Annotated in this window: 12 protein-coding genes; 6 read left to right on the top strand and 6 right to left on the bottom strand. The window is 65.4% G+C overall.

All coding sequences use genetic code 11. The annotated features are described in order from the left end of the window. Positions 1 to 7: 7 nt before the first annotated feature. Positions 8 to 925 (bottom strand): LysR family transcriptional regulator, encoded by a 918-nt coding sequence (locus AC56DV_RS21935; RefSeq protein ID WP_496316333.1) that lies wholly within the window; start codon positions 923 to 925, stop codon positions 8 to 10. A 114-nt stretch (positions 926 to 1,039) separates the two neighbouring features. Between AC56DV_RS21935 and AC56DV_RS21940 the strand changes: the two genes are divergently transcribed. From AC56DV_RS21940 to AC56DV_RS21965, 6 genes are all read left to right on the top strand, one after another. After that, positions 1,040 to 2,104 (top strand): tartrate dehydrogenase, encoded by a 1,065-nt coding sequence (locus tag AC56DV_RS21940; protein WP_496316334.1) that lies wholly within the window; start codon positions 1,040 to 1,042, stop codon positions 2,102 to 2,104. A 68-nt stretch (positions 2,105 to 2,172) separates the two neighbouring features. Beyond that, positions 2,173 to 3,537 (top strand): dicarboxylate/amino acid:cation symporter, encoded by a 1,365-nt coding sequence (locus tag AC56DV_RS21945; protein ID WP_496316335.1) that lies wholly within the window; start codon positions 2,173 to 2,175, stop codon positions 3,535 to 3,537. Then, complete coding sequence (locus AC56DV_RS21950; RefSeq protein ID WP_496316336.1) at positions 3,530 to 4,816, top strand: glycerate kinase type-2 family protein; 1,287 nt, start codon at positions 3,530 to 3,532, stop codon at positions 4,814 to 4,816. Before AC56DV_RS21945 ends, AC56DV_RS21950 begins: the two co-directional genes overlap by 8 nt. A gap of 51 nt (positions 4,817 to 4,867) precedes the next feature. Then, on the top strand, positions 4,868 to 5,545 hold the full coding sequence (locus AC56DV_RS21955) for a YceH family protein (RefSeq protein ID WP_496316337.1): 678 nt from the start codon (positions 4,868 to 4,870) through the stop codon (positions 5,543 to 5,545). A 213-nt stretch (positions 5,546 to 5,758) separates the two neighbouring features. Further along, entirely contained in the window at positions 5,759 to 6,172 is a 414-nt protein-coding gene (locus AC56DV_RS21960) for a MerR family transcriptional regulator (RefSeq protein WP_496316338.1), read from the top strand. Beyond that, positions 6,153 to 6,527 carry a carboxymuconolactone decarboxylase family protein gene (locus tag AC56DV_RS21965; protein ID WP_496316339.1) on the top strand — a complete coding sequence of 125 codons (375 nt, stop codon included), beginning with the start codon at positions 6,153 to 6,155 and terminating at the stop codon, positions 6,525 to 6,527. Before AC56DV_RS21960 ends, AC56DV_RS21965 begins: the two co-directional genes overlap by 20 nt. Positions 6,528 to 6,534: 7 nt before the next feature. On the opposite strand, the gene AC56DV_RS21970 is transcribed toward AC56DV_RS21965, so the two are convergent. The 5 genes from AC56DV_RS21970 to AC56DV_RS21990 all read right to left on the bottom strand — a co-directional run bounded on the left by AC56DV_RS21970 (position 6,535) and on the right by AC56DV_RS21990 (position 13,938). Next, on the bottom strand, positions 6,535 to 6,750 hold the full coding sequence (locus tag AC56DV_RS21970) for a hypothetical protein (RefSeq protein WP_496316340.1): 216 nt from the start codon (positions 6,748 to 6,750) through the stop codon (positions 6,535 to 6,537). Positions 6,751 to 6,821: 71 nt separating this feature from the next. Continuing rightward, entirely contained in the window at positions 6,822 to 9,176 is a 2,355-nt protein-coding gene (gene xdhB, locus AC56DV_RS21975) for a xanthine dehydrogenase molybdopterin binding subunit (protein ID WP_496316341.1), read from the bottom strand. Further along, positions 9,173 to 10,660, bottom strand: coding sequence for a xanthine dehydrogenase small subunit (gene xdhA, locus AC56DV_RS21980; protein WP_496316342.1), 1,488 nt, complete (start codon positions 10,658 to 10,660; stop codon positions 9,173 to 9,175). Before xdhA ends, xdhB begins: the two co-directional genes overlap by 4 nt. An 11-nt stretch (positions 10,661 to 10,671) precedes the next feature. Then, a complete protein-coding gene (locus AC56DV_RS21985) occupies positions 10,672 to 11,973 on the bottom strand; it encodes an NCS2 family permease (RefSeq protein ID WP_496316343.1) in 1,302 nt (433 codons plus the stop codon). A 123-nt stretch (positions 11,974 to 12,096) separates the two neighbouring features. Further along, positions 12,097 to 13,938, bottom strand: a complete 1,842-nt coding sequence (locus AC56DV_RS21990) for an allantoate amidohydrolase (RefSeq protein ID WP_496316344.1) — start codon at positions 13,936 to 13,938, stop codon at positions 12,097 to 12,099. Positions 13,939 to 14,057: the final 119 nt, after the last annotated feature.

Genomic DNA, 14,057 nt, shown 5'->3' on the forward strand with positions numbered 1-14,057 from the left:
CCAAGCCTTACCAGGTGGAAGCCGGCTTCGTCCCCGCCGGCCCCTGGAAGCTCGCCGCCAGGAATTCCACGAACACCTTCACCTTGGGCGACAGCTTGTGCTTCTCCGGGTAGATGGCGTGGATGTCCGCCGGCGGCGTGGCATAGTCCTCCAGCACAATCTGCAAGCGCCCCGAGCGCAGATACTTCGCGATATCCCATTCCGCCCGCAGCAGCAGGCCGTGCCCGTCCAGCGCCCAGTTCAGCGCCACCTCGCCGTCGTTGCTGCTCAAGGTACCGCGCACCTTCACCGTCTCCGTCTGCCGTCCCTTGGTAAAGCGCCAGGTGCCGTAAGCCGCGTCGTTCTGGCGCAGCACGATGCAATTGAATTTGGCCAGGTCGTTCGGCACCTTTGGTACGCCGTGCTGCTTCAGGTAGGAAGGCGCCGCGCACACCAGCCGCCGGTTGGCCGCGATCCTGGTCGCCACCACGCGCGCGTCCGGCACTTCGCCGAAGCGGATGCCGATATCGAATGACTCGTCCACCAGGCTCAGCGGATGGTCGCTCAATTGCAGCTGCACCTCCACCTCCGGGTAGCGCTTGACGAAGTTGGAGACGATGGGCGTGATGTAGGTGCGGCCGAAGCCCAGCGGCGCATTCACCCGCAGCAGCCCCTTGGGCGCGGCGCGGTCCTGCGACAGCTGCCGCTCCAGCTCTTCCAGCTCGCCCAGGATGCGCACCGCGTTGGCGTAATACAGCTCGCCCGCGTCGGTCACGCTCAGGCGCCGCGTGGTGCGGTTCAGCAGCAGCACGCCCAGTTCCTCCTCCAGTTTCGTCAGCCGCTTGCTCACCGACGCGGGCGTGACGCCCAGCTCGCGCGCCGCGCCCGACAGGCTGCCTTCCTTGACGATCTGGACGAAAAACGCCAGCTCGGATGGATCGATCATCTTTAACTCCAGGGAACAAGTAGCGTAACTTTACATGCATTCCATGGGTTTGGCGCAGCACTACACTGTGTTCACGGTGCTGTTGCATCCCATACAAATCTTGAGGAGATATCCATGCGCATCCATAAAATTGCCGCCATTCCAGCCGATGGCATCGGTCCCGAAGTCATCGCAGCCGGACTGGAGGTGCTGAACGCGCTCGCCAGCCACGACGGCGGCTTCAAGTTCGACATCGAACACTTCCCGTGGAGCTCGGACTACTACCTGGAGCACGGCTACTACATCCCGGAAGGCGGCCTGGAACAGCTGAAGGCCTTCGACGCCATCTTCTTTGGCGCGGTGGGCAGCCTGCAGGTGCCGGACCACGTTTCGCTGTGGGGCCTGCGCCTGCCCATCGCGCAGGGCTTCGACCAGTACGCCAACGTGCGTCCGGCGCGCGTGCTGCCGGGCGTGACCAGCCCCCTGAAAGGCGGCGAGGATATCGACTGGGTGATCGTGCGCGAGAACTCGGAAGGCGAGTACGCCGGCAATGGCGGCCGCACGCACCGCGGCCTGCCGATTGAAACCGCCACCGAGACCGCCGTGTTCACCCGCGCCGGCGTGGAGCGCATCCACCGCTTCGCGTTCGAGCTGGCGCAGAAGCGGCCCGCCAAGCACCTGACGCTGGTCACCAAGTCCAACGCGCAGCGCTTCGGCATGGTGATGTGGGACGAGATCTTCTACGAAGTGGCGGCCGGTTTCCCGGATGTTAAAGTGGACCGCGAACTGGTGGACGCCGTCACCACCCGCATGGTGCTGAAACCGAAAACGCTGGACGTCATCGTCGCCACCAACCTGCACGCGGACATCCTGTCCGACCTGGCCGCCGCGCTGTCGGGCAGCCTGGGCATCGGCCCGACGGCCAACCTGAACCCGGAGCGCGCCTTCCCGTCGATGTTCGAGCCTATCCACGGCTCCGCCTTCGACATCACCGGCAAGGGCATCGCCAACCCGGTGGCGACCTTCTGGACCGCCGCCATGATGCTGGAGCACCTGGGCGAGGAGGGCGCCGCCAAGCGGCTGATGAAGGCGATTGAAGCCGTGACGGCGGACAAAGTCCACACGCCGGACCTGGGCGGCAAGGCCACCACGGCCGACGTCACCCGCGCCGTGTGCGACTACATCCGCGCCGGCCAATAAAGCAAGCCACCCGCGTGCCAAGGCGGCCCGAGAGCCGCCGCACGCTCACTCACAACTGGAGACTGATCATGAAAAGAACCCGCAAGTTCCTGGGGACGCTATATGTGCAAGTCCTCATCGCCGTGGCTGCAGGCATCGTGCTCGGCGTGCTCGATCCCGAACTGGGCACCAAGCTCAAGCCGCTGGGCGACGCCTTCATCAAACTGATCAAGATGGTGTTCGCGCCGGTGATCTTCGCCACCGTGGTGCTGGGCATCGCGAAGATGGAAAGCATGAAGGACCTGGGCCGCGTCGGCGGCCGCGCGCTGATCTACTTCGAGGTGATGTCCACCTTCGCGCTGGGCCTCGGCCTGCTGGCGGTGAACCTGGTGGGGCCGGGCGTGGGCATGAACATCGATCCGCACACGCTGGACACCAAGAGCATTTCCACCTACACGGCGGCGGCCGCCAAGCCGGCCAGCTTCATGGACTTCGTGCTGGGCATGATACCGGGCAGCGTGGTGGACGCCTTCGCCAAGAACGAGATCCTGCAGATCCTGGTGTTCTCCATCATGTTCGGCGTGGCGCTGGCGCACCTGGGCAGCCGCGCCAAGCCGGTGGTGAGTTTCCTGGAGAGCTTCTCGAACGCCATGTTCTACATCGTTGGCATGGTGATGCGGGTTGCGCCGATTGCGGCGTTTGGCGCCATCTCCTTCACGGTCGGCAAATACGGCTTCTCGTCCATCGCCAAACTGGCGCAGCTGATGGGCACCATGTACCTCACCTGCTTCCTGTTCGTGTTCGTGGTGCTGGGCCTGGTGGCGCGCCTCTCCGGCTTCAGCCTGTGGAAGTTCCTCAAGTACCTGAAGGAAGAGATCTTCACGGTGCTGGGCACCAGCTCGTCCGAGTCCGTGGTGCCGCAGCTGATGCACAAGCTGGAGCAGGTGGGCTGCTCCAAACCGGTGGTGGGGCTGGTGGTGCCGTCCGGGCTGACCTTCAATCCGGACGGACAGTGCATCTACTACACCATGGCCGCCATCTTCATTGCGCAAGCCACCAACACGCACCTTACGCTGATGGACCAGCTGCTGGTGCTGGGCGTGCTGATGCTGACTTCCAAAGGCTCGGCGGGCGTGACCGGCTCCGGCTTCATCACGCTGGCCGCCACCTTGGCGTCGATGGGCAAGATACCGGTGGAGGGCATGGTGCTGCTGCTGGGCGTGGACCGCTTCATGTCCGAAGCGCGCGCCATCACCAACACCATCGGCAACGCGGTCGGCACCATGGCGATAGCGCGCTGGGTGGGTGGCCTGGACCGGGCGCGGGCGGACGCGGTGCTGAACGGCACAGCGGACATGGACGTGCTGTACGGCGAGCCCGCAGCCAGGGAGCCGGAAGAAGCGCCGCAGCCGGTGGTGCGCATGGCCATGGAAGGAGCTGTGCGCCATGGCTAAGCTGATCGACGCGGCGCACGGCGAGCGGGAGCGCCGCCTGCTGCGTGACATGTTCGACGCGGCCATCGCCGCCGCGCAGCCGGCGCTTTGCGTGCCGGCGAATCTGCCTCCGGCGCCGAAGGGCCGCACCATCGTCATCGGCGCGGGCAAGGCCAGCGCGGCGATGGCGCAGGCGGTCGAGCGCAACTGGCCCGGCCGGCTGCAAGGCCTGGTGGTCACGCGCTACGGCTACGCCGTGCCATGCGAGGGCATCGAAATCGCCGAGGCCGCCCACCCGGTGCCGGACGAAGCAGGCCACCGAGCTGCCCAGCGCATGCTGGACCTGGTGCAGGGCCTGAGCCCGGATGACCTGGTGATCTGCCTGATCTCCGGCGGCGGCTCGGCGCTGCTGCCGCTGCCCGCGCCCGGCATCAGCATGGCGGAAAAGCAGACCGTCAACCAGGCCTTGCTGGCCAGCGGCGCCACCATCTCCGAGATGAACTGCGTGCGCCGCCACATCTCGGCCATCAAGGGCGGCCGGCTGGCGGCGGCCTGCGCCCCGGCCCGCGTGGTGACCCTGCTGATCTCCGACGTGCCCGGCGACGACCCGATCGACATCGCCTCCGGCCCCACCGCGCCGGACGCCACCACCTGCGCGGACGCGCTGGCCATCCTGTCGCGCTACGGCATCGCCGCGCCGGACAGCGTGCTGGCGCTGCTGCGCAGCGGCGTAGGCGAAACCGTCAAGCCTGGCGACCCGCGCCTGGCCGCCTCCGAGCTGCGCATGGCCGTCACGCCCCGAATGGCGCTGCAGGCGGCGGCGCGGGTTGCCCGCCAGGCCGGCATGCGCTGCCACCTGCTCGGCGACGGCCTGGAAGGCGAAGCGCGCGACGTCGGCAAGGTCATGGCGGGAATCGCGCGCAGCACGGCCAGGCACGGCGAGCCCTTCGAAAAGCCCTGCATCCTGCTGTCCGGCGGCGAAACCACGGTGACGCTGCGCGGCAAGGGCCGGGGCGGGCGCAACGTCGAGTTCCTGCTGGCGCTGGGCGTGGCGCTGGGAGGTCAGCAGGGCGTGTACGCGCTGGCGGGCGACACCGACGGCGTGGACGGGGTGGAGGAAATCGCCGGCGCCATTCTTGTGCCGGACACGCTGGCGCGCGCGGCGGCGCTGGGCCTGCGTCCCAGGCTGAGCCTCGACGACAACGACGGCCACGGCTTTTTCCAGGCCCTGGGAGACTCCGTCGTCACCGGCCCCACGCTCACCAACGTCAACGACTTCCGCGCCATCCTTATTGCCTGACCTGGAATATGGTAAATTCGGCTATGCAACTTGTCGAATGAAGGAAAACGCATGACCAACGAAGCGGACAACCCCAACCTGCTGGACCCGTTTGAAACCCGCGTGCTCGCCGTCCTGGCAGAAAAAGAAGCCCTCACGCCCGACAACTACCCGATGTCGCTGAACGCCATCACCAACGGCTGTAACCAGCTCTCCAGCCGCGACCCGGTGATGTCGCTGTCCGAAGAAACCGTGGCCGACGTGCTGCAGCGGCTGATGCAGCGCAAGTTCGTCAACGGCATCACGCAAGCCGGTGCGCGCGTCACCAAGTACGAGCACCGCATGCGCATCAAATGGTCGCTGGAGCAGGACAAGGTGGCCGTGCTGACGGTGCTGATGCTGCGCGGCCTGCAGACCGCCGGCGAAATCCGCACCCGCACCGGCCGCCTGCACGACTTCAAATCCGTGCCCGACGTCGAACAGGCGCTGCAATTCCTGATCGACAAATACCCGCCGCTGGCCGCCAAGCTGCCGCTGGCCCCCGGCACCAAGGAGCCGCGCTACGGCCACCTGCTGCAAGGCGAAGAAGCGCTGGCGCGCGAAGAAACGGCCGCCAGCTACGGCGGCAGCACCAGCACCCCGGCCCAGGGCGGCCGCGTCGCCCAGCTCGAAGCCGAAGTCGCCCAGCTGCGCCAGGACTTCGCCGACCTGGCCGCCCAGTTCGAAGAGTTCAAGAAACAGTTCGAATAATGCTGTTTTAACCTATCTCGAGGCTGCTCCTCCGTGTCAACGATATACACTGAGTATGTCCATTGGCAGGAGGTGCAAGATAGCGCAAATCACCGTGAACTTGCCCGATGGCGATGTTTGCAATGTGGAAGCCATCGCCAAGGCTCAGGATCAATCCCAAGACCCGCCAAATAGGCTTGACTTTGAGTGCACTCGAACTTCTACCATGCCTCCATGACAGCTTCACTCACGATACAACAGACGGCTGAAGCGTGCGGACTGAGCGTCCACACGCTGCGCTACTACGAGCGGATCGGCTTGATCAAGCCGATTCCGCGCCGTAGCAACGGCCACCGGCTCTACCGGGCGGAAGACCTCAACTGGATCGATTTCCTGTTGCGGCTGCGCGCCACCGGCATGTCTATCGGCGAGATGCAGCGTTATGCGCAATTGCGGGAGCAGGGCGAGCTGCCGGCCAGCGTGGCCGAACGTAAAGCCATGCTGGTCCAGCACACCGCCGCCGTCGAGGCGGAAGTGAAGGTGATGCAGGAAACGCTGGCCTATCTCCACCAGAAAATTGCGCTGTACTCCACCTTGGAAAACGAACTGCAATCACAGGAGAAACAGCATGGAAAGCACGCGCTATGAACGGGGACTGGAACGCCTGAGGGAAGTCGATGGCGCCGCCGGCGACAAGGTGATCGCATCGCTGGCCGATATCAGCCCGGACCTGGGCAAATACATCATCGAATTCGGCTTCGGCGACATCTATTCGCGCCCGGGCCTGACGCTGCAGCAACGCGAGCTGGCCACCGTCGCCGCCCTGACCGCCATGGGAACGGCGCAGCCGCAACTCAAAGTCCATATCGCGGCCGCGCTGAACGTCGGCCTGTCGCGCAGCGAGATTATCGAGACCATGCTGCAGATGAGTTTATACGCCGGCTTCCCGGCCGCGCTGAATGGCGTGTTCGCGGCCAAGGAAGTTTTCGCCGCCCACGACTGACGCGGGTCTACTCAACGACGCTGGCTTCCGGCAGGTGTACGCTCCAGCGCAGCTTGCGGGCGACATGCTGGAGAAGTTCCACCGCATAGCCGGTGGGCGAGCCGTCCGCGGCCTGCATGGTTTGCGGCGCCAGGCTCAGGCTGCACACGCGCAGGATCGCATCGGCGCCGAAGGCGGGAGCCGCTTGCAGCAGGAGCAGGGAGAGATAAATGGCGTTCTTCAATTGGTGGATCCGGCAAAAAAAAGCCGCTGCGGGGTCACGCAGCGGCTCTTTCAGTTCGGTCGGTTACGCTCTCACGCCGCTTCGGCCTGCTCGCGCACGGCCTCCACCGCGTCGAGGATGGCTTCGCTGGTGGCGGGGGCGCGCAGCGGCGGGTTGATGCGATAGCCGCCCACCGAGGCTACCGCGTCGCGGATCGCCAGGAACACCGAGAAGGGCAGCAGCAGCGGCGGCTCGCCCACCGCCTTCGAACGGTGGATGCTGTCGAACGCGTTACGGTTCTTGAACAGCTGCACGTCGAAGTCCTCCGGGCAGTCGGACACGCCGGGAATCTTGTAGGTCGACGGCGCGTGCGTCATCAGCTTGCCGGCCTTGTTCCACCACAGCTCTTCCGTCGTCAGCCAGCCCATGCCCTGGATGAAGGCGCCTTCCACCTGGCCCACGTCGATGGCCGGGTTCAGCGAATTGCCCGCGTCGTACAGGGCGTTCACTTTCAGCAGCTTCCATTCGCCGGTGAGTGTGTCCACCACCACTTCGGACACCGAGGCGCCGTAAGCGTAGTAGCCGAACGGGTTGCCGGTCATCGACTCGCGGTCCCAGCTCAGGCCCGGCGTGGCGTAGAAACCGTCGGACCACAGTTGCACGCGGGCCAGGTAGGCTTTCTGCACCAGGTCCGCGAAGCTGACCGTGGCGTTCCCGGCGTGCACCATGCCGTTGGCGAACACCACGGCGGCCGCTTCGCAGGCGTACGTTTTGGCGGCGAACTCGCGCAGGCGGCGGTTCAGCGTGGCGGCGGCGTCCTGCGCGGCCTTGCCGTTCAAGTCGGCGCCCGTGGAGGCGGCCGTGGCCGACGTGTTGGCGACCTTGCTGGTGTCGGTGGCGCTGGCGCGCACGCGGGCCAGCGGAATGCCCAGTTCATGCGCCACCACCTGGCACACCTTGGTGTTGATGCCCTGGCCCATTTCGGTGCCGCCGTGGTTCACCAGCACCGAGCCGTCGGTGTAGATGTGCACCAGCGCGCCGGCCTGGTTGAAGTGGGTGACGTTGAAGGCGATGCCGAACTTCACCGGCGTCAGCGCCAGGCCTTTTTTCAGCACCGGGCTGGTGGCGTTGAACTCGCGGACCGCTTCGCGGCGGGCGCGGTAGGCGCTGTCGTTTTCCAGTTGGTCCACCAGCTCGTGGATCACGTTGTCGACCACCTTCTGGCCGTACTGGGTGGTGTTGCGGCCTTCCTCGTCGTTGCGGCCGTAGAAGTTGATCTTGCGGATGTCCAGCGCGTCCTTGCCCAGGTTGCGCGCGATCTCGTCGACGATGTATTCGATGGCGATGGCGCCCTGCGGGCCGCCGAAGCCGCGGAAGGCGGTGTTGGACTGCGTGTTGGTCTTGCCCGCCATGGCGCGGATGTCGCAGTCGCTCAGGTAGTAGGTGTTGTCGAAGTGGCAGATGGCGCGCGTGGCCACCGGCGCGGACAGGTCGGCCGAGAAGCCCGCGCGCGTCACCATTTCCACCTTGGCTGCGGTGATCCGGCCATTGTCGTCATAGCCCATCTCGTACTCGTAGTAGAAGCAGTGGCGCTTGCCGGTCACCATCATGTCGTCGTCGCGGTCGGCACGCAGCTTGACCGGGCGCTTGAGCGCATTGGCGCACACGGCCGCGCAGGCGGCCCACAGCGCGGACTGCGATTCCTTGCCGCCGAAGGCGCCGCCCATGCGGCGGCACTCGATCACCACGGCATGCGAAGCGACGTGCAGCGCATGCGCCACCACGTGCTGCATTTCGGTCGGGTGCTGGGTGGAGCAGTAGACGTGCATGCCGCCCGCTTCCTTCGGCAGCGCGTACGAGATCTGGCCTTCCAGGTAGAACTGCTCCTGGCCGCCGACGTGCAGCGTGCCTTTCAGGATGTTCTTCGAGCGCTCGAAGGCGGCCTTTGCGTCGCCGCGCGTCAGGCGCATCGGCGGCACCACGAAGGACTCGGCGTCGCGCGCCGCTTCCGGCGTCAGGATGGCTGGCAGTTCCTCGTACTGGATGTCGGCCTTGCGCGCGGCGTGGCGCGCCTGGTCGTGGGTCTGCGCCACCACGATGAAGATGGGCTGGCCCACGTACTCAACCTTTTCCTCTGCCAGGATCGGATCGTCGTGGATAATCGGGCCGCAGTCATTGGTGCCGGGGATGTCTTTGTAGGTATAAACGGCCACCACGCCCGGCATGGCTTTCACCGGCTCCAGGTTGATGGACAAAATGCGCGCGTGCGCTTTCGGCGACAGGCCCAGCGCGGCATGCAGCGTGCCTTGCGCCTCGGGGATGTCGTCGGTGTAGGTGGCTTCGCCCAGCACGTGCAGGATGGCCGATTCGTGCGGGTGGTTCTGGCCGACTTCGGCCCATCCCTGGGCTGCGCCGATGGTCATGAACGCTTCGGATTTACTGTTCATGCTGCGTCCTTTTCCTTGAATGCAAAGGCGTTGATCGAAGTGACCGGCAGCGCGCCGTCGGGGCGCGACTCCAGCCAGAAGCGGCGCAGCAGGTTCTGCGCGGTCTTCATGCGGTAGCTGGCGGTGGCGCGCATATCGGTCAGCGGCGTGTAGTCCTGCGCCAGCGCGGCCATGCCGGCCTTCAGCGTCTCTTCATTCCACGGCTTGCCGTTGACGGCGGCTTCGGCCAGCGGCGCGCGCCTGGACGTGGCGGCCATGCCGCCGTAGGCGATATGCGCATTGCGCACGATGCCGTCCTCCAGCGTGATGCAGTAGGCGGCTGCGACGGCGGAAATGTCCTGGTCGTAGCGCTTGGCCAGCTTGTAGGTGCGGAACTGCTGGTTTGCCTTCGGCAGCGGAATGCGCACCGCTTCCACGAATTCGCCCGGCTGCCAGTTCTTCTTCATGTAGTCCAGGTAGAAGTCCTGCAGCAGCATGCTGCGGCGGCCCTGCGAGCCGTTCAGCACGATCTCGGCGCCCAGCACGATCAGCCACGGCGCGGAGTCGCCGATGGGCGAACCGTTGGCGACGCTGCCGCCCAGGGTGCCGGTGCTGCGGATCGGCTGCGAGGCGAAGCGCTGCCACAGCTCGTGCAGCGAGGCGTTCTTGTACAGGTCGCCCACCGAGCGGTAGGCGTCGTCCAGCGACACGGCGGCGCCGATTTCCAGCATGCCGTCCACCATGCCCAGCTGGTGCAGCTCCTGCACCTGGCGCACGTAGATCACGTCGCCCAGGTTGCGCATTTGCTTGGTCACCCACAGGCCCACGTCGGTGGAGCCGGCCAGGATGGTGGCAGTGGGTTTGGCGGCGCGCAGTTCGGCCAGTTCGGCCAGGGTGCGCGGCGCGTGGAAGGTCTGGCCGTCGTGGGTATAGCTGAACATGGTGTTTCGTTGCAGGTCTTGCAGGGCGGCCACCAGGGCATCCCGGTCGAAGCGCACCGGCGGCAGTTCGCCCATGCGGTGCGCGGCATCGATAATCGGGCGGTAACCCGTGCAGCGGCACAGGTTACCGGACAGGGTCTCGTCGATTTGTTTTCGGCACAGGGGTTCTGTTTGCGTTTCCTGTTTCAGGTACAGGCTCCACAAGGACATGGCGAAGCCCGGTGTACAGAAGCCGCATTGCGAACCGTGGCACTCGACCAGCGCTTCCTGCACCGGGTGCAGGGCGCCGTCTTTCTGCTTCAGGTCTTCCACCGAGAACACGGCCTTGCCGTCCAGCGTAGGCAGGAACTGGATGCACGAGTTCACGTTGCGCATTTCCAGTTCACCGTTCACCAGCGAGCCGATGACGACGGTGCAGGCGCCGCAGTCGCCTTCGGCGCAGCCTTCCTTGGTGCCGGTGCAATGCTGGTCTTCGCGCAGATGCTGAAGCAGCGTGCGGGTGGGCGATGCGGACGCGACTTCCTGCACGCGCCCCTGATAGTAAAAACGAATCGGGTGAGACATGAACTACTCCTTCAACCTGCGATATAGATAGTCTTGAACAGGAATACGCCGGCGATACCCCAGATCATGCCGCTGACTTCCTTGTGCTTACCGGTCAGCAGTTTCAACGCGGCGTAGCTGATGAAGCCCAGCGCCAGGCCGTTGGCGATCGAATAGGTGAATGGCATCACCAGCGCGGTGATCACGGCGGGAATGCTCTCCGTGGTTTCGCTCCAGTTGATTTCGGCCAGTTCGCGCAGCATCAGGCAGGCCACGAAGAACAGGGCGGGAGCGGTGGCGTATGCCGGCACCACCCCGGCCAGCGGCGCAATGAACAAGGCAAGCAGGAACAGCACGGCCACGGTGACGGCGGTGAGGCCGGTGCGGCCGCCCGCTTGCACGCCGGCGGCGCTTTCGATGAAGGCGGTGGTGCTCGAAGTGCCCATCACGGAGCCGGCGATGATGGCGCCGGAGTCGGCCAGCAGGGCCTTGTTCATGGTCGGCGGCAGTTTGCCGTCTTTCATCAGGCCGGCGCGCTGCGCAACGCCCATCAGGGTTCCGGTGGCGTCGAACAGTTCAACCAGGAAGAACACCAGCACCACGTTCAGCAGGCCGTGCGAAATGGCGCCGATGATGTCCAGCTTGAACACGGTCGGTTCGATCGACGGCGGCATGGAGACCACGCCGTTGAAGGTGTTCCCGGCGAAGAAGAAGCTCAGCACCGTCACGCTCATGATGCCGATCAGCAGGGCGCCGGTCACTTTCAGGCGGTCCAGCGCGACGATGATCAGGAAGCCGACGATGGCCAGGATGGGCGCCGGTTCGTGCAGGTTGCCCATGGTGACGAAGGTGGCCGGGCTGGAGACCACGATGCCCGAGTTCTTCAGCGAGATCAGCGCCAGGAACAAGCCCACACCGGCCGGAATGGCGGTGCGCAGCGAAGCCGGGATGGCGTTCATGATCTTCTCGCGCACGCGCAGCAGGCTCACGAGCAGGAAGCAGCAGCCGGAAATGAACACTGCGCCCAGCGCCGCTTCCCAGGGGAAGCCCATGCCTTGCACCACGCCGTAGGCGAAGTAGGCGTTCAGGCCCATGCCCGGCGCCAGGCCGATAGGGAAGTTGGCGTACAGGCCCATGATCAGGGTGCCGACCGCCGCCGCCACGCAGGTGGCCACAAAGACGGCGTCCTTGGGCATGCCCGCGTCGCCGAGGATGGAAGGGTTGACGAAGATGATGTAAGCCATCGTCAGGAAGGTGGTGATGCCGGCCAGTACCTCGGTGCGGACATTGCTGCCGTTCTCACTGAGCTTGAAGTAGTTATCCAGGAAGTTCATGATGTTTGTCTCGTGTTTAGTTTTTATACGTCCGAAATTCCACTTCTTGCGAGTGGAAAAATATGACGTCCCGCGCTCTGTTTTTTGCGCTGCTTTCTTGTATCGTCGTCTATACGCTCCTTGTCAGCTTATTTGCTGGGGAATATTGGTTATCTGTTTCTCGGTATAGTCCGCATTGTTCCTGGCTGCCGCCTTGGGCCTGGCCTTGAAATGGCGCAGGAAGTCGAGCAGGATGCGGGCGGCCACGTCGGCATCGTCGGCGGTCATCGTCTCCAGCGGGTTGTGGGAGATGCCGCCATTGCCGCAGCGGGTGAACAGCATGGCCACATCGGTAATGCGGGCCATCAGCATGGCGTCGTGGCCTGCGCCGGACGCGAGCTGGAATGCGGGGACGCCGGCCCGTTCGGTGGCGGCCGCAATCTGCTGCATGAGCCAGGGCGCGCAGGGCGCCGAACTGGCAGAAACTGTTTGTTCAACCTTGACATCAATGTGGCGCCGTTGACACACTTTGTCGATGCGCGCCAGGATGTCGGCCACCGCCGCATCGCGCGCGGCGTCGCTGGCGGCGCGGATGTCGAGCGAAAAGCTGCAGGCGCCGGGGATCACATTGGTCGATCCGCCCGGTACCTGCAGCTGGCCGACGGTGCCCACCAGGGCCGATTCCAGGGCGCCCGGCTGGTGCGCGCCGCAGCGGTCTTCCACATACAGCACGATCTCGGCGGCCGCTGCTGCGGCGTCCTTGCGCATGCCCATGGGGGTGGTGCCGGCGTGGCTGGCCACGCCCTTCAGCTCGACCAGGAAGCGGCGGCTGCCCGCTATCGACGTCACCACGCCCACCGGCAGGCCGCGGTCGAGCAGCACCGGGCCTTGTTCTATATGCACTTCCACATACCCCAGCAGGTCGGCCGGGTCGCGCGCGATGGCGGCGATGGTGTTCACGTCCTGTCCCGCCTCGGCCAGCACGTCGCGCAACAGGATGCCGTCGCGGTCGCGCAGGTTCAGCAGGGCCGGGTCGAACTGGCCGATAACGGCGCTGCTGCCCAGGAAGGTGCTCTTGAAACGCACCCCTTCCTCTTCCGAGAAGGCGATCACCTCGAAATGGAAGGGCAGCGTTTCGCCGCGCTCGTGCAGTTGCTTGACCACGGCGATGGCGGTCAGGATGCCCTGGCGGCCGTCGTACTTGCCGCCGTTGCGCACCGTGTCGTAATGCGAGCCTGTGAGCAGGGTGCGCGCCTGCGGGTCGGTGGAAAGGTAACGGCCCACCACGTTGCCCACCGCGTCGATATGCGCGTGCATGCCCGCTTCGCGCATCCACTGCGCCAGCTGCACCGCCGTGCTGCGGTGGGTTTGCGTCATGTAGGTGCAGGTCAGGCCTTGCGTGTCCTCGCTCAGCGCGCCGATCTGCTCGGCCCAGGCCATGATGGCCTGCCCCATTGCCGGTTCATGCTGCAGCAGCGCGTTCAGGCGCATCTCGGCGATGCGGTTGATCTGGCGCAGCGCTTCGCGGGTTTCGTCCTCCACCTGGTTGCGCAGCCGGCGGCGGAAGGCGGAGATGATGGCCTGGCGCGTCAGCCCCTGGCCGTCGGCGCCTTTCACGGCGATGATGAAGGGGAAGGTGAACTTGCTGTTGTAGGCTTCGTTCAGCTCCTGCAGCGCCGCGAATTCCTCCGGGCTGCACAGGTGCAGGCCGGCCTTGGCCTGCTCGCCGGTGGACTCGGGCGTCAGTTCGCCGGCCACGGCCGCCTTGCCCGCCAATTCCGGGTGGGCGCGGATCAGGCCCAGCTGCTCGTCGCGCGTGGCGTCGGCCACCACCTTCTGCAAGCCCAGCTTCAAGGCGTCTATGGTGCGGAAAGGGCGCAGCGCTGCGGCGCGTTGCGGTATCCACGGCGAATGTTCGTACAGTCCGTGCAGCGTGGCGCTGAAATCCAGCACGTCGCAGGTGTTCAGTTGCTTCAGAGTCGTCATCGTGCAATCGGGCCGCGTTCGAAGGCGGCCCGCTCCATGTTGGGTGATCCGGGGAGGTGGCGATTTGATAATAGATGCCCGGATGCCGGGACTTATATCGCGCTGCCGATAACGACTGT

It is taken from the genome of Massilia sp. BGA-UO-ETr-WB1 (assembly GCF_059567845.1).

What these genes read in the sequence shown, in the direction of transcription:
- AC56DV_RS21955 (WP_496316337.1), top strand. Translation starts at nt 4,868, where the DNA reads ATGACCAACGAAGCGGACAACCCCAACCTGCTGGACCCGTTTGAAACC.
- AC56DV_RS21990 (WP_496316344.1), bottom strand. Translation starts at nt 13,938, where the DNA reads ATGACGACTCTGAAGCAACTGAACACCTGCGACGTGCTGGATTTCAGC.
- AC56DV_RS21950 (WP_496316336.1), top strand. Translation starts at nt 3,530, where the DNA reads ATGGCTAAGCTGATCGACGCGGCGCACGGCGAGCGGGAGCGCCGCCTG.
- AC56DV_RS21945 (WP_496316335.1), top strand. Translation starts at nt 2,173, where the DNA reads ATGAAAAGAACCCGCAAGTTCCTGGGGACGCTATATGTGCAAGTCCTC.
- xdhB (WP_496316341.1), bottom strand. Translation starts at nt 9,176, where the DNA reads ATGAACAGTAAATCCGAAGCGTTCATGACCATCGGCGCAGCCCAGGGA.
- AC56DV_RS21935 (WP_496316333.1), bottom strand. Translation starts at nt 925, where the DNA reads ATGATCGATCCATCCGAGCTGGCGTTTTTCGTCCAGATCGTCAAGGAA.
- xdhA (WP_496316342.1), bottom strand. Translation starts at nt 10,660, where the DNA reads ATGTCTCACCCGATTCGTTTTTACTATCAGGGGCGCGTGCAGGAAGTC.
- AC56DV_RS21960 (WP_496316338.1), top strand. Translation starts at nt 5,759, where the DNA reads ATGACAGCTTCACTCACGATACAACAGACGGCTGAAGCGTGCGGACTG.
- AC56DV_RS21940 (WP_496316334.1), top strand. Translation starts at nt 1,040, where the DNA reads ATGCGCATCCATAAAATTGCCGCCATTCCAGCCGATGGCATCGGTCCC.
- AC56DV_RS21985 (WP_496316343.1), bottom strand. Translation starts at nt 11,973, where the DNA reads ATGAACTTCCTGGATAACTACTTCAAGCTCAGTGAGAACGGCAGCAAT.
- AC56DV_RS21965 (WP_496316339.1), top strand. Translation starts at nt 6,153, where the DNA reads ATGGAAAGCACGCGCTATGAACGGGGACTGGAACGCCTGAGGGAAGTC.